General features: G+C 68.4%; 18 protein-coding genes, 1 tRNA gene and 2 pseudogenes. 8 read left to right on the top strand and 13 right to left on the bottom strand.

Annotation, left to right across the window (positions count from 1 at the left end; all coding sequences use genetic code 11):
- Nucleotides 1–351, bottom strand: a pseudogene (locus tag ADBZ6I_RS09260) (M15 family metallopeptidase); the annotation flags it as partial.
- Between the two features lie 51 nt (nucleotides 352–402).
- Nucleotides 403–1,461, bottom strand: coding sequence for a PE-PPE domain-containing protein (locus tag ADBZ6I_RS09265; protein WP_526383065.1), 1,059 nt, complete (start codon nucleotides 1,459–1,461; stop codon nucleotides 403–405).
- A gap of 292 nt (nucleotides 1,462–1,753) precedes the next feature.
- On the opposite strand from ADBZ6I_RS09265, the gene ADBZ6I_RS09270 reads away from it, so the two are divergent.
- Together ADBZ6I_RS09270 and ADBZ6I_RS09275 are read left to right on the top strand one after the other, a co-directional pair.
- On the top strand, nucleotides 1,754–1,879 hold the full coding sequence (locus tag ADBZ6I_RS09270) for a hypothetical protein (protein ID WP_526383067.1): 126 nt from the start codon (nucleotides 1,754–1,756) through the stop codon (nucleotides 1,877–1,879).
- Nucleotides 1,876–2,295: a PNPOx family protein gene (locus ADBZ6I_RS09275; protein WP_526383069.1), complete on the top strand. Its 420-nt coding sequence runs from the start codon at nucleotides 1,876–1,878 to the stop codon at nucleotides 2,293–2,295. The genes ADBZ6I_RS09270 and ADBZ6I_RS09275 overlap by 4 nt, the downstream gene beginning before the upstream one ends.
- Before the next feature lie 15 nt (nucleotides 2,296–2,310).
- On the opposite strand, the gene ADBZ6I_RS09280 is transcribed toward ADBZ6I_RS09275, so the two are convergent.
- From ADBZ6I_RS09280 to pgm, 5 genes are all read right to left on the bottom strand, one after another.
- Entirely contained in the window at nucleotides 2,311–3,189 is an 879-nt protein-coding gene (locus ADBZ6I_RS09280; RefSeq protein ID WP_526383071.1) for an alpha/beta fold hydrolase, read from the bottom strand.
- Nucleotides 3,189–3,569 carry a hypothetical protein gene (locus ADBZ6I_RS09285; RefSeq protein ID WP_526383073.1) on the bottom strand — a complete coding sequence of 127 codons (381 nt, stop codon included), beginning with the start codon at nucleotides 3,567–3,569 and terminating at the stop codon, nucleotides 3,189–3,191. Before ADBZ6I_RS09285 ends, ADBZ6I_RS09280 begins: the two co-directional genes overlap by 1 nt.
- Before the next feature lie 78 nt (nucleotides 3,570–3,647).
- A tRNA-Ala gene (locus tag ADBZ6I_RS09290) sits at nucleotides 3,648–3,720 on the bottom strand.
- 151 nt (nucleotides 3,721–3,871) lie between these two features.
- Complete coding sequence (locus ADBZ6I_RS09295; RefSeq protein ID WP_526383075.1) at nucleotides 3,872–5,131, bottom strand: MFS transporter; 1,260 nt, start codon at nucleotides 5,129–5,131, stop codon at nucleotides 3,872–3,874.
- Entirely contained in the window at nucleotides 5,128–6,762 is a 1,635-nt protein-coding gene (gene pgm, locus ADBZ6I_RS09300; protein ID WP_526383077.1) for a phosphoglucomutase (alpha-D-glucose-1,6-bisphosphate-dependent), read from the bottom strand. Before pgm ends, ADBZ6I_RS09295 begins: the two co-directional genes overlap by 4 nt.
- A 36-nt stretch (nucleotides 6,763–6,798) precedes the next feature.
- Between pgm and crcB (ADBZ6I_RS09305) the strand changes: the two genes are divergently transcribed.
- The 3 genes from crcB (ADBZ6I_RS09305) to ADBZ6I_RS09315 are packed head-to-tail and all read left to right on the top strand — an operon-like array spanning nucleotide 6,799 to nucleotide 8,641.
- Nucleotides 6,799–7,194, top strand: coding sequence for a fluoride efflux transporter CrcB (crcB, locus tag ADBZ6I_RS09305; RefSeq protein ID WP_526383079.1), 396 nt, complete (start codon nucleotides 6,799–6,801; stop codon nucleotides 7,192–7,194).
- On the top strand, nucleotides 7,191–7,571 hold the full coding sequence (gene crcB, locus ADBZ6I_RS09310) for a fluoride efflux transporter CrcB (RefSeq protein WP_526383081.1): 381 nt from the start codon (nucleotides 7,191–7,193) through the stop codon (nucleotides 7,569–7,571). Before crcB (ADBZ6I_RS09305) ends, crcB (ADBZ6I_RS09310) begins: the two co-directional genes overlap by 4 nt.
- Nucleotides 7,568–8,641 (top strand): DUF190 domain-containing protein, encoded by a 1,074-nt coding sequence (locus ADBZ6I_RS09315; RefSeq protein WP_526383083.1) that lies wholly within the window; start codon nucleotides 7,568–7,570, stop codon nucleotides 8,639–8,641. Before crcB (ADBZ6I_RS09310) ends, ADBZ6I_RS09315 begins: the two co-directional genes overlap by 4 nt.
- Here the strand turns inward: ADBZ6I_RS09315 and ADBZ6I_RS09320 are convergent, their stop codons facing one another.
- The 3 genes from ADBZ6I_RS09320 to ADBZ6I_RS09330 all read right to left on the bottom strand — a co-directional run bounded on the left by ADBZ6I_RS09320 (nucleotide 8,642) and on the right by ADBZ6I_RS09330 (nucleotide 9,730).
- On the bottom strand, nucleotides 8,642–8,986 hold the full coding sequence (locus ADBZ6I_RS09320; RefSeq protein ID WP_526383085.1) for a cupin domain-containing protein: 345 nt from the start codon (nucleotides 8,984–8,986) through the stop codon (nucleotides 8,642–8,644).
- Nucleotides 8,987–9,008: 22 nt separating this feature from the next.
- The gene (locus ADBZ6I_RS09325) at nucleotides 9,009–9,395 is read right to left on the bottom strand and encodes a hypothetical protein (RefSeq protein WP_526383097.1); all 387 of its coding nucleotides are present in this window, start codon (nucleotides 9,393–9,395) and stop codon (nucleotides 9,009–9,011) included.
- Between the two features lie 95 nt (nucleotides 9,396–9,490).
- The gene (locus tag ADBZ6I_RS09330) at nucleotides 9,491–9,730 is read right to left on the bottom strand and encodes a hypothetical protein (RefSeq protein WP_526383087.1); all 240 of its coding nucleotides are present in this window, start codon (nucleotides 9,728–9,730) and stop codon (nucleotides 9,491–9,493) included.
- 418 nt (nucleotides 9,731–10,148) lie between these two features.
- On the opposite strand from ADBZ6I_RS09330, the gene ADBZ6I_RS09335 reads away from it, so the two are divergent.
- The 3 genes and pseudogenes from ADBZ6I_RS09335 to ADBZ6I_RS09345 all read left to right on the top strand — a co-directional run.
- Nucleotides 10,149–10,724 carry an HdeD family acid-resistance protein gene (locus ADBZ6I_RS09335; protein ID WP_526383089.1) on the top strand — a complete coding sequence of 192 codons (576 nt, stop codon included), beginning with the start codon at nucleotides 10,149–10,151 and terminating at the stop codon, nucleotides 10,722–10,724.
- 769 nt (nucleotides 10,725–11,493) lie between these two features.
- Nucleotides 11,494–12,528 carry a CoA transferase gene (locus ADBZ6I_RS09340; RefSeq protein WP_526383099.1) on the top strand — a complete coding sequence of 345 codons (1,035 nt, stop codon included), beginning with the start codon at nucleotides 11,494–11,496 and terminating at the stop codon, nucleotides 12,526–12,528.
- A pseudogene (locus ADBZ6I_RS09345) lies at nucleotides 12,506–13,254 on the top strand (Dyp-type peroxidase); the annotation flags it as partial. The gene ADBZ6I_RS09340 and the pseudogene ADBZ6I_RS09345, both read left to right, overlap by 23 nt.
- Before the next feature lie 2 nt (nucleotides 13,255–13,256).
- Here ADBZ6I_RS09345 and ADBZ6I_RS09350 read toward each other — a convergent pair.
- The 3 genes from ADBZ6I_RS09350 to ADBZ6I_RS09360 are packed head-to-tail and all read right to left on the bottom strand — an operon-like array spanning nucleotide 13,257 to nucleotide 14,813.
- Nucleotides 13,257–13,658: a hypothetical protein gene (locus ADBZ6I_RS09350; protein ID WP_526383091.1), complete on the bottom strand. Its 402-nt coding sequence runs from the start codon at nucleotides 13,656–13,658 to the stop codon at nucleotides 13,257–13,259.
- Nucleotides 13,659–13,670: 12 nt separating this feature from the next.
- Nucleotides 13,671–14,057 (bottom strand): DUF2237 family protein, encoded by a 387-nt coding sequence (locus tag ADBZ6I_RS09355; RefSeq protein ID WP_526383093.1) that lies wholly within the window; start codon nucleotides 14,055–14,057, stop codon nucleotides 13,671–13,673.
- A gap of 18 nt (nucleotides 14,058–14,075) precedes the next feature.
- Complete coding sequence (locus tag ADBZ6I_RS09360) at nucleotides 14,076–14,813, bottom strand: hypothetical protein (protein WP_526383095.1); 738 nt, start codon at nucleotides 14,811–14,813, stop codon at nucleotides 14,076–14,078.
- Nucleotides 14,814–15,286 lie beyond the last annotated feature (473 nt).

Consider the following 15,286-nt stretch of genomic DNA (forward strand, 5'->3'; position numbering starts at 1 on the left):
GAAGATGGCGACGATGTCGTCGACCGAGTCGGAGTTCACCACAAGGTTGCCGCGGTGGGTCTGACCGTCCATGCCGAGGTAGTCCAGTTCGACCCTGCGCAGTTCTTCGGGCCCGACCGGGCAGCCGGGTCGCCAGGTGTCGCCCAGTTCGGCGGCGGTGACGGGATGGACGGTCGGACCGACTGATACCGGTGCCGGGTCGGCAGGCGTCGTGGGCGGTGCTGCCGGGGTCTCGGCGGCGGGTGCGGCAGGCGGTACGGGGGGTGCGGCGAGGGCGTACCCGATCCCGGTCGCGGCGAAGGCGCCGGCCGCCGCGGCGGCGGCGATCCGTCTGGAGATGACCATGCTCATTACCGCGCTCATTACCGCCCGATCCCATCACATCGACGCGTCGATGCGTCGTTACGCCGCGGCTCCGGACCGGCCCGGCGCACGGCGATGCCGGGTGGGCTCGTTGGGGCCGGCCTGCTCGGCGCGGGAGTTGGGCGCCCCGGGCTGGGGGTCGGCGACGGGCCTCAGCTGGTCGAGTACCTCCAGCTGGCTCTCCGGCTCCGGCTGGCTCTCCGGCTCCGGCTGAGTCAGAGACTCCGGTCGCACGGACGTCGCGCCCCGCGGAATCACCGCCGCGGCGTCGGGGGCGTCGTTGCGCGAGTACCCGCCGTCGACGATCACCTTCAGCGGCTGCTCGATGGCGGCCACCACCGGTTCCGGAATCCCGATGTCGCGCAGGGGTTGCACCAGCGGGAGCTTCTCAGTCGGGACGAGATAGCTGGTGGTGCTGCCGCCGAGGCTGTTGACGACGGTGTTGATGTTGGAGCGCGGGACGGCTCTCAGGTCCAGACCGCCCGGAATGTCCTCATAGCGGCCGTGCACATAGATGGTGCCCAGCAGTGCGTTGACCACGCTGAGCACGTTCGTCGGGCGGTCGGGGTAGTCAGCCCAGCCGTCATATTCGCCGTTAACGATGACGGTTCGATAGGGAGTATCGGGCGGAATGAATGGCGTCAGCTCGATCAGCGGCACCCGGCCCAGCAGCGAGTGGAAGATCCCGGCGGGTCCGGACGGATCGCCGATCGTCAGGAAACTCAACAGCTCCGGATCGGGACGCTGTTCCAGCGGCAGAGCCATCAGTTCCTGCTTGGCGTAACCGACGGCGATCGCACCCTGGCTGAAGCCGGCCACTATCAGCGGGCCGACGGTGTCGGCGATCCCGGCGACGATCCCGGCGGCGGCGACCGCGATGGATTTGTCCATCCCGACCAGGGCGGCCGGGTAGTCGATCCGCGTCACCGTATCGCCGGCGAAGTATCCCGGCACCAGCTGTTCGGGGAAGGGCGGGTCCTCTGATCCGCGGGTGCCGCTGACTGTCAGTGCTGTTGCGCTCCAGGCCGGGGCAGCCGCCAGCAGCGCAGCGATCGGAATCGCCACGGCAGCGGCCAGCACATTCCGGCGAAGCGCCATAACGGGACGCTAGCCGAGATCGACTACGGATCGGCGGTGTTCGGTCCAAGAAGTTGGCAGTCCGGCGCGGGCGGAACACCCACCCAGCCAGCACACCCGCGATCGGTAGCTGGATAGACCGGCGCCTGCACCGGGTCCAGCGCCGCGAACCGGCGTCGCTGTCGAAAACGGTGGACCTGGCGGGATTGCGCAACGTCGTCCTGGTCAACACCGCAGTCATGGACACCGGCGGTGATGTCGTGGCGTCGCAGGAGGCCGGGCCGGCCGGCCGGCCGGCCAGGGCAATAGTGTCATGGTGGGCAACGACGTCGGGGTCGAGAACTGGCGGCGCGGCCACGTGCTGACCGTGTGGCGCGCCGAGAAAGACCCGAAACGCCAGGTGATGCAGTACTACCTGTTCGCACGGCGGGACCAATGAAGCTGAGTTCGCTGGACGCGCACGCCCGGCTGGCCGCCGGCCTGCACGGGGTGCTCTGCACGCTGCATCCCGAGCGTGGTCCCGACCCGGTGCCCGTGGTGTACGCGGTGGTCGACGGCCACGTCGGTGTGCCTGTCGACTCGGTAAAACCCAAGTCCTCGAACCGATTACGCCGCGAAGACAACCTGGCGGCTGACCCGCGCGCGGCGCTTCTCGTCGAGCAGTGGGACCCGGCCGACTGGTCGCGACTGTGGTGGGTACGGGCCAGTCTTGGGTACGTGCCGGACCCGCCTAGGCCCGTGGTCGACGGCCTCGCCGAGCGCCTTTCCCATGCGGTGCCGCAGTACACCGACGCCCCGTTTCACCGGATCCTGGTGTGCCGCATCGTCGGCGTGACGGGGTGGGCGGCGAGCTGAGTCAGTCGCACTTGGTTACTCGTGGCTCGTTTCGTTGGCCAGCGCGATCAGCCGCTCCCGAACCAGGTCGGGGCGCTCATCGATGATGAAGTGTCCCGCGTCGACCCGCTCGAAGGTGTAGTCGTCGGCTTTGGCGGTGGCCGGCGACGCCAGCGACGGGTGGATGGCGAAGTCGGCCATACCGAACAGGGCGCGGATCGGGACCGTCGCGCGTCGCTGCTCGGGATGCCGTGCAGCCTCGGGCAGTTCGCGCAGCAGGAAGGTGCGGTAGGTGTCGGTGGCGGTGCGGGCGCACACCGGATCGCGGAACCGGGCGGCGTAGATCCTGGCGTCGGCCGGGCTGACCCGGTGCCGCTTGGGGCCGAAGCCGAAGATCACTTTTTCCAGGTACTTGGTGCGCTGCTGCAAAGCCATCCCGATGCTGGCCACGAACGGCTGGTAGGCCAGAAACCGCCAGAAGTGCGGCAGCGTGGTCTTCGGGGTCTGCCAGGGGTGGGCCATGTTGCACGCCAGGTAGCCGTCGAAGCGCTCCGGCGCGGCCAGCAGCATCCGGTAGGCCACGAACCCGCCCCAGTCGTGGGCGACGAGCAAGGCCTTATCCACCCCGAGGACGTCCATCAGGGCCAGCACGTCCTGGGCGACGTCCTCCTTGGCCCAGCGGTGCGGCGGCGGGCCCGACCAGCCGTACCCGGGCAGGTCGGGGGCGATGATCCGCAGTCCCGGCGGCGGGTCGGCGAGCAGGTCGCGGTAGACCCAGTGGTGTTGCGGCCACCCGTGCAGCGCGATCACCGGCCGGCCGTCCACCGGCCCGGCCTCGGTGACGTGGAAGCGCACCCCGCGGGCGTCGACGAAGGAGCGTCGAACGCCGGCGATGTCGGGCGGTTCGGCCGCCATCAGCGGGTGGCTGAGCCCGCCCTGGCACGCCGAGCCGCGATGAAGGACCGCACCCCGAGGCCCAGGAAGACGATCGACAGCAGAGCGGTGGCGGCCTGGGCGAAGACGGCCCCGGGCCGCTCGGCGGTGCCGTCGAACGCGGCGGGGAGCTTCAGCAGCGCGCGGGCGGTGCCCAGCAGGGCGAGTAGGCCCACCAGCAGGGCGGCGTGCATGACGTGCATCCGCAGATTCTCCTTGCTGCCCAGCAGCCCGAGGACCAGCAGCACGACGCCGATGACGGCCGGGATCAGCGCGGTCTTGTGGACGCCGCCGGTCAGTAAGTAGCCGCCCAGGCCGAGCGCGATGTAGATGAACGAGAAGATAACGGTGATACGAGGCATGGGAGGAAGCCTAGAGTTTCCGTGCGCCACGCGCCCGCGGGGGGGCTTTGAGCGTGCGTGATTCGAATGTCTCGTGGGTGGAGCTAAGGGGATTCGAACCCCTGACCCCCACACTGCCAGTGTGGTGCGCTACCAACTGCGCCATAGCCCCAGATGCGTGGTCGAAACTACACCACCGGCCCGGCGCCCTCAAAACCACCAACACTTTTGCCCGCCTCTGAGCGACACGTGGGAGGCCCGCCAACCTGGGAAAAGACTTTGTCGCTCGAAGCCGGGCACTTGCAACATCCCGCCCGGCCGGCCTACGGCAGCTCCCCGGCCGCCTCCGGCCCCAGCGCCCGCACTGGGGTGTGCTCCAGCGGCGACTGGTCGCGGGTCTCCGGGGCGAACATCCACCCCACCGCCGCCAGCAGCAGGATCGCCCCGCTGATCCCGAAGGCCCACGCGAACGACAGCTGCTGGGCCAGCAGACCGACCCCGAACGAGCCGACGATCGACCCGAAGTCCGACATCATCTGGAACGTGGCGATCGCTGTGCCGCCTCTGGCTTTGCCGATGATGTCGGCCACGGCCGCCTGCTGCGGGGAGTTGTAGACCCCCGAGGCCGCCCCGGCCAGCACCGCCAGACCCATGAACACCGGCAGCGAGTGCGCTAGGCCGAGCACCGCCGTCGTCACCCCGGAGGCGGCCAGGCCGACGATCAGCAGCGGACGCCGCCCGATCCGGTCCGATAGCCGCCCGCTGTACATCACCACAGCCACGTTGCCCACCGCGAACGCCGCCAACGCCAGCCCGGCGATACCGGCGCTCTGGGCCAGCACCTCGACGACGAACAGCGGCACCAAGGCGAACCGCAGGCCGAACAGCGACCAGCCGGTGGCGAAGTTACTCAGCAGCGCCGAGCAATAGGCCCGGTGGCGCAACGCCACTCGAACCGTCACCACCGGTTCGTCGGAGTCCGAAGGCCCGGCCAGCGGCGAGTTGCGCAGGCTCACCAGCACCACCGCCGCCGCGAATAGCAGCAGCGCCCCGTAGATGACGAACGGCGCGCTGAGGCCCAGCCCGGCGGTGAGGCTGCCCACCACCGGCCCGGCCACCGACCCGACCAGGAACGCCCCGGAGAACATCCCGGCCACCCGGCCGCGGGCGTCGGGCGGGCTCATCCGGATCATCAGGCCCAGCGCCGAGACGAAGAACATCGTCGACCCGATCCCGCCCAGCGCCCGGAACAGCAGCAGCTGCCAGTAGGTGTGCGCGAAGGCGCAGGCCGCGGTGGACAGCGCGACGATCAGCACGCCGCTGACGTAGATCCGCCGCTCCCCCAGCCGCTGGACCAGGAACCCGGTCGGCGGTGCGGCCAGCAGTCGCATCACCGCGAAGGCGGTGATCACGAACGTCGCCGCGCTGATGCTCACCCCGAAGTGGCGCGCCAGTTGGGGCAGCACCGGGGCCACCACCCCGTAACCGAGCGCGATCACGGCGTTGGCCCCGATCAGCGACCACACCTCGCGGGGCAGCGCGACCTTCGCCTCCGAGGACGCCTCCCGCGCGATCCAACTCACCCAATGACTGTATTAACCAACTCCCGGGCGGCCTGCTGCACCTCCGCCAAGTGCTCGGGACCCTTGAAGGACTCGGCATAGATCTTGTAGACGTCCTCAGTGCCCGACGGACGCGCAGCAAACCAGCCGCTGGCGGTGGTGACCTTCAGCCCGCCGATCGCGGCTCCGTTGCCCGGCGCGTTGGTCAGCTTGGCGAGGATCGGCTCCCCCGCCAGTTCGGTGGCGCTCACCTGATCGGGCGACAGCTTGGCCAGTCGGGCCTTCTGCTCGCGGTTGGCGGGGGCGTCCATCCGCGCATACGACGGCGCTCCGTATTTCTCGGCCAGTTCGGCGTAGCGCTGCGACGGCGTCTTACCGGTGACGGCCAGGATCTCCGAGGCGAGCAGCGCCAGGATGATGCCGTCCTTGTCGGTGGTCCACACCGAGCCGTCGCGGCGCAGGAACGACGCCCCGGCTGATTCCTCCCCGCCGAATCCAATTGTGCCGCTGAACAATCCGTCGACGAACCACTTGAAGCCGACGGGCACCTCCAGCAGTGTGCGGCCCAGCCCGGCCACCACCCGGTCGATGATCGACGAACTCACCGCCGTCTTGCCGACCGCGACGCTGGACGGCCACTCCGGCCGGTGGGTGTAGAGGTAGTCGATGGCCACGGCCAGGTAGTGGTTGGGGTTCATCAGCCCGGCGTCGGGAGTGACGATGCCGTGCCGGTCGGCGTCGGCGTCGTTGCCGGTGGCGATCTGGAACTTGTCGCGGTTGGCGATCAGCGACGCCATCGCGTTCGGCGAACTGCAGTCCATCCGGATCTTGCCGTCGGTGTCCAGCGTCATGAACCGCCAGGTGGCGTCCACCAACGGGTTGACCACGGTCATGTCGAGGTTGTGCCGTTCTGCGATCGCGGCCCAGTAGTCCACGCTGGCCCCGCCGAGCGGGTCGGCCCCGATGCGGATTCCTTCGGCACGGATGGCGTGGATGTCGACGACGTTCGGCAGATCCGAGACGTAGGCGTCCAGGTAATCGTGTCGCTGAGCGTGGGCCAGGGCCTTGGCCAGCCCCACCCGCTTCACCTCGCGCAGCCCGCCGCGCAGAATCTCGTTGGCGCGCTTGGCGATGACGCTGGTGGCGTCGGTGTCGGCCGGGCCGCCGTTGGGCGGATTGTATTTGAAGCCGCCGTCACGCGGCGGGTTGTGCGACGGGGTGACAACGATCCCGTCGGACAGCCCGGAGCCCCGGCCCCGGTTGTAGGTCAGAATCGCGTGGCTGACCGCCGGCGTCGGGGTGTACCGGTCGGCCGAATCAACCATCACCGCAATGTCATTGGCGGCCAGCACCTCCAGCGCCGACGCCCAGGCCGGTTCGGACAGCCCGTGGGTGTCGCGGCCGATGAACAGCGGGCCGTCGGTGCCCTGGGCGGCGCGGTACTCCGCGATCGCCTGCGTGGTGGCCAGAATGTGCGCCTCGTTGAAAGCGCCGTCCAGGCTGGACCCGCGGTGCCCGGAGGTGCCGAACGCCACCTGCTGGGCGATGTCGTCGGGATCGGGTTGCACGGTGTAGTACGCCGTCACCAGGTGCGGCACGTCGATGAGGTCTTCGGGGAGCGCCGGTTGCCCGGCGCGGGGATTGGCCGCCATAACCCGATTCTGCCGTCGGAAGGCAATACTGATCCGGTGTTCGGCCACGACAACCGGGAATTGGGTGCGGTGTTCGTCGGCGGGGCGGTCGGTACCGCCGTCCGCGCGGCGCTGGCCACGCTGACCGCGCCTCCTCCCGGGCACTGGCCGTGGGCGACGTTCACCGTCAATATCGTCGGCGCGTTCATCCTCGGGTTCGTCACCACCCGGCTGCTGGAACGCCTTCCGCTGTCGGCCTATCGGCGCCCGCTGCTGGGCACCGGGCTGTGCGGGGGGCTGACGACGTTCTCCACCATGCAGGTGGAGACGGTGCAGATGATCGAACGGCACCACTACGGTCTGGCCGCCGGCTACACGGTGGTCAGCGTGATAGCGGGCCTGGTCGCGGTGTATGCGGCGACGGCACTGGCCCGCAGGGTGTCTTTGCGGTGAGCGCGGCACTGGTGAGCGCGGCACTGTGGGCGGGAGTACTCGTCATCGGCGGCCTGGGATCGGTGGCACGTTTCATGGTCGACCGCGCCGTCGCGCGCCGGGTGGCCCGGTCGTTCCCGTTCGGCACGCTGACGGTCAACATCACCGGCGCGGTGCTGCTCGGTTTCCTCACCGGCCTGGCGCTGCCGCATCACGCCTCGCTGCTGGCGGGCACCGCCTTCGTCGGGGCGTACACCACCTTCTCCACCTGGATGTACGAAACCCAGCGGCTCACCGAGGAGCGTCGGGCCTGGCTGGCGGGAGCGAACATCGTGGTTAGCGTCGTGCTTGGGGTCGCTGCGGCGGCGGCGGGCCAGACGATCGCGGGTCTGCTGTGACCGACGGCGCGCTCAAGCTCACCGCATACTTCGCCGAACGCGAGCGCGCAGGTTCGGGGTTCCTCGCCGACGAGATGTTCGACCTGTTCGCGCAGCGCCGCGTCGTCACCAGTGTGATGCTGCGCGGCATCTCCGGTTTCGGACACCGGCGCATCATCCGCACCGACGAGTCGTTGACGCTGTCGGAGGACCCAGCGGTGGCCGTCGCGGCCGTCGACACCGCGCAGACCATCCGAGCGCTCGCCGGTGAGGTCGCCGCCATGACGACCAGCGGGCTGATCACCGTGGAACGCGCCCGGTTGCTCGACGGCGACGTTCCGGCGGTGCCGCTTCGCGACGGCGACGACTCGGTGAAACTCACCATCTACGTCGGACGCAAACGGCGCGCCGACGGGGTGCCGGCCTACAAGGCCGTGTGTGCCCTGCTGCGTCGGCACGGATTCGACGGCGCCTCAGTCTTTCTCGGGGTCGACGGGACCGCGCACGGCGAACGTCGCCGGGCCCGATTCGTCGGCAACAACGCCGACGTGCCGCTGATGATCATCGCCGTGGGCACCAGTGCGCAGGTGCGCACGACGGTCGCTGAACTCGATACGCTGCTGAACCGCCCATTGATGACGGTGGAGCGGGCCCAGGTGTGCAAAAACGGTGGGCGCCTGCTACGCCGCCCACCCGCGCTGCCGGAGTCCGACGATCAAGGCCGCCGGTTGTGGCAAAAACTGATGGTGTTCACCTCCGAAGCCGACCTGCATGACGGGGTGCCGATCCATCGGGCGCTGGTACGCCGGTTATGGGAGACCGGAGCCAGCGGGGCGACAGTCCTTCGCGGGGTATGGGGATTCCAGGGCGACCGGGAACCCCACGGCGACAAGGCTTTCCAGTTCGGCCGGCAGGTTCCGGTGATGACGGTCATCATCGACACCCCGAGCCGCGTCGCTGCCGGCTTCGACATCGTCGACGCCCTGACCGCCGGCCGCGGACTGGTCACCTGCGAGATGGTGCCGGCGTTGCTCGCCGTCGACGCAGACAGCCGGCACGGCACTACCGACCTAGCCGACTACCCCTACTGACTACTGGGCCGCACGGCTGTCGGCCAGCACCGTCAGCAGCACCACCGCGTCGGAGTCGGCGTGCAGATTGTGGCGTTCGCCCGGCAGCACCAGCAGATCGCCGGGGCCGCCCGTCCAGGTGTCGGTGCCGGCCGTCACCCGCACCTGCCCCCGCAGCACCTGCAGGGTGGCCTGACCGGGGCTGTTGTGTTCGCCCATCTCGGTTCCCCCGGTCAGCGCCATCAGGGTCTGCTTGAGCATGTGGTCACTGCCGCCGTGCACGGTGTGCGCCGAGCGTCCGGCGCGTGCGGATCGCGCGACGTCCAACTGCTCCTCGGCGAGCCGTGTCAGTGAAATTCCGTCCATATCCGATCCCTTCAGAACCTCTTCAGAACCAAGCCAGCAGCAGGATGCCGCTGACCACCAGTGCCACCACCTTCGCCGCTTCAAAGCCGACGTAGACCAGGTGCGCATGGGATCGGCCGGACTCGGCCACGGCAGCGTCGGCCAGCACGGCATCCGAGCGCCGGGTCAGCGCGGGGCGAACCCCGACGACCTGAGCCCCCAGCGCGGCGACGGCCACTCCCAGGGCCACGGACACCGACAGCGGCGGCCCGCCCAGCACCACCCCGACCAGGGCCACCGCAGCCAGTGCCACCTCGCAGATGTTGAGGGCACGGAACACCAGCCGACCGATCCCCGGGCCGATCTGGATCGTCACGCCGGGGGCGCGGAACTTCAGCGGCGCCTCCAGGAACGAGATGGCCAGCACCATCCCCAGCCACAGAAATATCGCCGCAACTGCCAACGCCAGCCAGTGATTCACTGCTTCCTCCACTCCCTGCCCCGATCATCCCAGACCGGCGACGATCAGCCAGGCGGTGATGATGGACCGATGAGCGATGACCCGGTGGAGGAGGTGGACCGGGTCACGTCGTCCGACCCCGGCCTACGGGAATCACCGGCGGCCAACGCCATTCCGGTGGCCGCGCCGGCGATCAGCGTGCGCGCGACCCACATTGGCTCCCCAAGGGTGCCCTGCGCCGCGGCGCCGTCAGCGGGCTCCTGCGAGCCGGTGTCGGCGCGAAGTTTTTCGAGGATCTGCCCCACAACGACAGGGCGGCGATCTACAACGCGTTCAGCGAGGACGAGACGTTCTACCGGCCGCTGCGCGACACCATCGAGACGTTCCACCGCCATGGACTCCGTTGCGACGCCCGGAGGCCGTCCCGCGAGAAGATTGCCTTCCATATCGCCAGCTCCCCCAAAGCCGCGCTCCCGCTGCTTGGCTGGCTGTACCGCAACTTTGCCAGCGTGGTGCTCTACACCGAGAAGCCCTAAGCGCTAGGCGCGACGTTGCGCACGGTGCGACCAGACCCGGCGCATTCATAAGTCGCCCAACAGCCAGAGCGCGGCGCTGTCAGCTTGACACCGCGTTCATGAACGACAACAGTATTTTCGACAACACCGTTGTCGTATGTCGCGCGGTCCCACCGCCCGGCGTCCGACCGATGCAAAAGGGGACCCCATGACCGACCTCACCTACGAGCCCCAGACCGGGCATACGCGAACGCTCGCATCCCGGCTGTGGACCACGACCCTGGCCTCGGGTGTCATCACTGCGGCTCTCGGCGCACTGATCCTCGCCTGGCCGGGCAAGTCACTCATCATCGCCTCCGCCCTGTTCGGCGCGTACCTGCTGGTCAGCGGCATAGTGCAGGTGGCCCTGGCGCTGGCACTGCATGTTTCGGGCGGGGCCCGGTTCCTGATGTTCCTCAGCGGGGCGGCGTCGGTGGTCCTGGCGATTCTGGCCTTCCGCCACTTCGGCGAGGGCTATGCCCTACTGCTGCTGGCCATCTGGATCGGCATCGGTTTCATCTTCCGCGGCGTCGCGACCACCGCAGCGGCGATCAGCGACCACGGCTATCCCGGCCGCGGATGGGCCATCCTGGCCGGAATCATCACCATCCTGGGTGGCGTGATCATGCTGTCGTATCCGTTCGATTCGATCGCCGCGCTGGCTCTGGTTTCCGGCGCATGGCTTGTCGTGGTCGGCTTGTTCGAGATCGGCGGCGCCTTCGCGATCCGCAAGGAACTCACCTGACATCTGCGGGATGATGACGGGTTGACTTGTTGCGCAACCCAACACGATGTCCTGCGATAGGCAGCCCCTCGTCGCCACGAGCGACGGGGGGCTGTTCCTTTTGTGGTCACGACGCTTCCGCGGACACAGGCTCGGACGGCCTTGACAGGACACCCCCTATCGACAACAGTGTTGTCGTTACTGCCGCCGACGAGGAGCCCGCATGATCACCGACCCCATTCAGCGCAAGGCCTATGACGCGGTCACCGGTGCGCTGCCCTTCCCCGTCGATCCGGCGAAAGTAACTGTGGAACAGGGGGCTTCGTATCTGCCAAGCCCGATCAAGTTGCACGACTACGCCGCCGGCGTGATGGCCGCGTTCGGATCGGTGGTCGAGCACATCGGCGCCGTGCGTGGTCTGCCGTCACAGACCATGACGCTGAACCGCCGGCTGTGCGGGTTTCACCTCAACGAGCTGCAGACGGTGTTCCTCAACGGCTACTCAATCATGCTGGACACCTGGCCCATCACCCCGGACAACGGCACCTACCGCGCCAAGGACGGCCGCTTCGTCACCATGATCGGCCTGCACCCACACCTGCGTGACGCATTCCTGGACTACTTTCAGTGCGCGAACTCTCAGCCGGCCCTGCAGGCCGCCGTCGAGAAGTACACCTCCGAGGAACTGGAACGGGAGGTCTTCGGCAAGCTGAACCTTGGCCTGGGCATTGTGCGCACCCCGGAGGAGTGGCTGGCCCACCCGCAGGGAGCGGCGACCGCGAAGCTGCCGATGATCGACTTCCAGCAGCACGGCACCGACAAGAAGCGGGTGCTGGGCACGGCCAAATACCGGCCGCTGGAGGGTGTTCGGGTGGTCGACCTGACCCAGGTGGTCGCCGGACCGAGTTGCGGTTACCTGCTGGCCGAGCAGGGCGCCGACGTGATCCTGGTGCACCCGCCGCGCGGTGACTGGGTGACCCCGATCTGGCTCAGCGTCAACTTCGGCAAGAAGTCCATCCTGACCGACCTCAAAGACCCCGCCGGCATGAAGCGGTTCGTCGAGATGCTCAGCGAGGCCGACGTGCTGATCTCCAGCCAGCGGCCCGGTGCACTGGACCGCCTGGGGCTCAGCGAGGCAGAGCTGCGCCAGATCAACCCCAACCTGATCTACGCACCCGAGTCGTGGGCGCCGCCCGGCACGCCGTGGGCGAGCCACCGTGGCTTCGAACAGATCGCCCAAGCCGTCAGCGGCGCGATGCATGTGCATTCCGAGGGACTCGGCCTGGACGCCCCGACGGTGACGCCCGCCCTGATGAACGACCACATCACCGGCTACCTGCTGGCCATCGGCGTGGTCGCGGCCCTGGCGGAACGGGAGGAGAAGGGCGGCTTCTGGCGCGTCGACACGTCACTGACCCGCTGTTCGACGCTGGCACCCGAACTCGTCGGACCCGTCGACTCCGAGCCCTACGTGCCGATCACCATGCAGGACCTGCTCGACCACGCCGTGGACCAGCCCGGGCCATGGGGCACCTTCACCCGGATGGCCCCGTCGGTGACCTTCAGCCACACCCCGTCGTTCGCGCTGCGGCCCGCCCCGTACCCGGGTACCGACCCCGACACCATCGGCTGGAACGCCAAACCCGACGGGCCGCCGAAGGTGACGCACTACCCGTCGAAGTTGGTGCGCGACGGCCTGATCCGCAACTTCGTGCCCAACTTCGGCATGGAAGACCGCTGCGACGGCGGCGGCGTGGTCAGCATGATCGTCAACCCGGCCAACCTGGAAGCCCAGTTGCAGAAATACTCGACGGCCGGGCACTGACACCTCAAGCCGTCGTCGCAACGGAGCTGGCGGGTTGCCGCTGGGTTTCTTCGTCAAGGACGGACGCGACCGGTTCGGCATCGCCGATCAGCGGCCCGAGCCCCTGGCCGACCTGCCGAAGTTCGCCAACGAGTCTCTCGACCCGTCACGCTGCGGCGGCGACATCGTCGTCCAGGCCTGCGCCAACGATCCGCAGGTCGCCGTCCACGCCATCCGCAATCTGGCCCGGGTCGGGTTCGGCACCGCGGCGGTGCGGTATTCACAGCTCGGCTTCGGCCGCACCTCGTCGACAACTCGCGAGCAGTCCACGCCGCGAAACATGTTCGGCTTCAAGGACGGCACCGCCAACATCAAAGCCCGAGGACACCGATTCCCTCGACGAGCACGTCGGGGTATCCGGCGACGAGAGTCCGCAATGGCTCTCGGGCGGAACTTATCTGGTTTCCCGGCGGATCCGGATGCGCATCGAACCGTGGGACCGCGCCACCCTGAAGGAACAGGAGCGGGTGATCGGACGGGCCAAGTCCACCGGGGCGCCGTTGGGGCGCCGGGCTGTTCTTCGTCGCCTTCATGCGCAACCCGATGACGCAATTCGTCCCCATGCAGTCCCAACTGGCCGCCAACGATCTGCTCACCGAGTACATCACCCACACCGGCTCGGCGGTATTCGCCTGCCCGCCAGGACTGCACGACGGCGACTTCTGGGGATCTGGGCTGCTGGACTGACGTCAGTGGGCGTGTTCGAAGACCACCAGCGTCTCCACCAGCTTGTCGTCGACGAAGTAGGCGCGGCAGGTGAACGGGTCGTTGAGCATGTCGCCGAATGCGTTCGGCACCTGCACAATCCCGGAGACGCTGCGCACCGTGATGTTTGAGCGGTCGACCCCCTTGAAGGAGTCGCGGCTCAGTGCGGACAGGTCCGTGGTCTCCGGGTCCAGTTGTGACTCCACCACCGTCAGCTCGGCGAGCTTCGCCGAGTCCGGCGACGGCAGCCGAGCCAGCACATCCTTCTCGCAACGCTCCTGCGCCAGGCGCTGATTCGGCGCCTCGCGGACGGCGAAGACGTTGCCGATCGTGAGGCCGATGAACAGGGCCACCACCGCGATCAGAAGGAGACGCGTCCGGCTCATGTCTTGTCCTCCCTACAGTCCGGTGAGGTCATCGGGTACATCGACGGCACATTCCCGCAGGACCGTCAGCGGCACAACATCGAGGGTGCGCTCATGGGTGGCGGCCAGCACCACCGGCGCGGCGTGGCCGTCCTCATGGGCTCGCAGCCAGTTGCGTGCGGTGACGCACCAGCGGTCGCCGGGCACCAGGCCTGGAAAGCGGTACATCGGCATGGGCGTGCTCAGGTCGTTGCCGATCGACCTTTGGTGGTCGAGAAACTCGGCGGTGACCACCACGCAGATGGTGTGCAGCCCGCGGTCCTCCGGCCCGCTCGAACAGCAGCCGTCGCGGTAGAAGCCGGTCATCGGCTCGGTGCCGCACGGGTCGAGCGGTCCACCGAACACGTTGCGATCAGCCACCGCTGGATCGTAAGCGGATCACGGGTGATCGTGGTGGTGTGCGCCGGACTCCTCGGGGGACTCCTGCAGCGCATCAGGAGTCACGGGAACCTGGTCCGCCCCGGCCTCGAGCAAGGACTCGGCGACACCGTCTCCGGTCTGAAGTCCCATGTCCGTCACCGGCGCGCTCGCGGGTTCGCTACCCGCTGCCGGCGGATGGTGCTCCGGCATCACGTGGTGTTCGGCCTGCACCTCGACCGTCCCGTGGTGGTGCTGGTGACCGCCCTGGAAAAGTGAGGCCAGACCAACCGTCACCGCGCCGGCCATCACGGTGTTGGCGCCGAGCAGAACCGCTGCCCGGCCGAAAGCGGGAACCTGGTGGGCTTCCATGCTCCGCATCCACGCCCACGCCGCACCCATGACGACGTAGCACTGAAGCAGCAGGGCACAGATACCAGCGGTGTCGACCGCCTCGGGCTGACCGGCGAAGGGACCCACGGGCGGTCCCGCCGTGCGGGAGGTCACCCACAACGCGACGGCAGCCCCGTTGACCAGGATGCCGACGGTGAGCAGCCACCCCATCGGACGTGACCAGGTGATCGCTGCCCAGATCAGTTGGAACAGCGCGAGGGCGACGAAGAACACCCCGGCCGGCAGCCATTCCCGCCAATGCATCGGCGCGGCGGCGATGTGGATGACCGCGGCGCCGAAGGAGGCGATGGCGGCGCAGCGCGCGGCCAGGCGGCTGTCGGTTTTGCGGGCTTCGGGGGGTGCCACGCCGCTGACACTGTCACGCCCGGCCGTTCTGGACGAGCAGCAAGTCATAACGGTCAGATGCCAGATCGGAAACGCCGGCTCTGCCGCGGGCGGCAACGGCCAGCCGCCGACTGGCACACGGGTCGCCCGGGTGAATACAGGTACTCGCTTCTGCCGCCTGCATGGGTGAGGAGTCCGGCGATGAGATTCGGTGGCGTCTAGGTCGGCCTGGGACTCGGTGACAGCAGCGACGAGATCAGGGCCATCAAGGCCTTCATGCGGCGGAAGTTCTCCTACACCAGGAATCTGGCCGATTAACCCTTCAACAACCGATCCGGTATCGACGAGTTCAAACGGCTGTTGTCCGACACGACGCTGCTGCCACCGGGGACGCCCTGGGCTGCGGTTCGAAGGACAGTTCCCCGAAGTCCACGAAGCGCAAGGCGGAGAGCAAGAGCCTAGCGGGCTTGCGCCCCTCACCCGCCCGAACGCAC

It is taken from the genome of Mycobacterium sp. (assembly GCF_044342925.1).
Taxonomy (GTDB): Bacteria; Actinomycetota; Actinomycetes; order Mycobacteriales; family Mycobacteriaceae; genus Mycobacterium.

Bases quoted from the DNA above. Each gene is read 5' to 3' on its own strand.
- ADBZ6I_RS09265 (WP_526383065.1), bottom strand. From the start codon at position 1,461: ATGGCGCTTCGCCGGAATGTGCTGGCCGCTGCCGTGGCGATTCCGATC.
- ADBZ6I_RS09270 (WP_526383067.1), top strand. From the start codon at position 1,754: ATGGTGGGCAACGACGTCGGGGTCGAGAACTGGCGGCGCGGCCACGTG.
- ADBZ6I_RS09275 (WP_526383069.1), top strand. From the start codon at position 1,876: ATGAAGCTGAGTTCGCTGGACGCGCACGCCCGGCTGGCCGCCGGCCTG.
- ADBZ6I_RS09280 (WP_526383071.1), bottom strand. From the start codon at position 3,189: ATGGCGGCCGAACCGCCCGACATCGCCGGCGTTCGACGCTCCTTCGTC.
- ADBZ6I_RS09285 (WP_526383073.1), bottom strand. From the start codon at position 3,569: ATGCCTCGTATCACCGTTATCTTCTCGTTCATCTACATCGCGCTCGGC.
- pgm (WP_526383077.1), bottom strand. From the start codon at position 6,762: ATGGCGGCCAATCCCCGCGCCGGGCAACCGGCGCTCCCCGAAGACCTC.
- ADBZ6I_RS09320 (WP_526383085.1), bottom strand. From the start codon at position 8,986: ATGGACGGAATTTCACTGACACGGCTCGCCGAGGAGCAGTTGGACGTC.
- ADBZ6I_RS09325 (WP_526383097.1), bottom strand. From the start codon at position 9,395: ATGGTGCTGGCCATCTCGTTCCTGGAGGCGCCGCTGAAGTTCCGCGCC.
- ADBZ6I_RS09335 (WP_526383089.1), top strand. From the start codon at position 10,149: ATGACCGACCTCACCTACGAGCCCCAGACCGGGCATACGCGAACGCTC.
- ADBZ6I_RS09340 (WP_526383099.1), top strand. From the start codon at position 11,494: ATGATCGACTTCCAGCAGCACGGCACCGACAAGAAGCGGGTGCTGGGC.
- ADBZ6I_RS09350 (WP_526383091.1), bottom strand. From the start codon at position 13,658: ATGAGCCGGACGCGTCTCCTTCTGATCGCGGTGGTGGCCCTGTTCATC.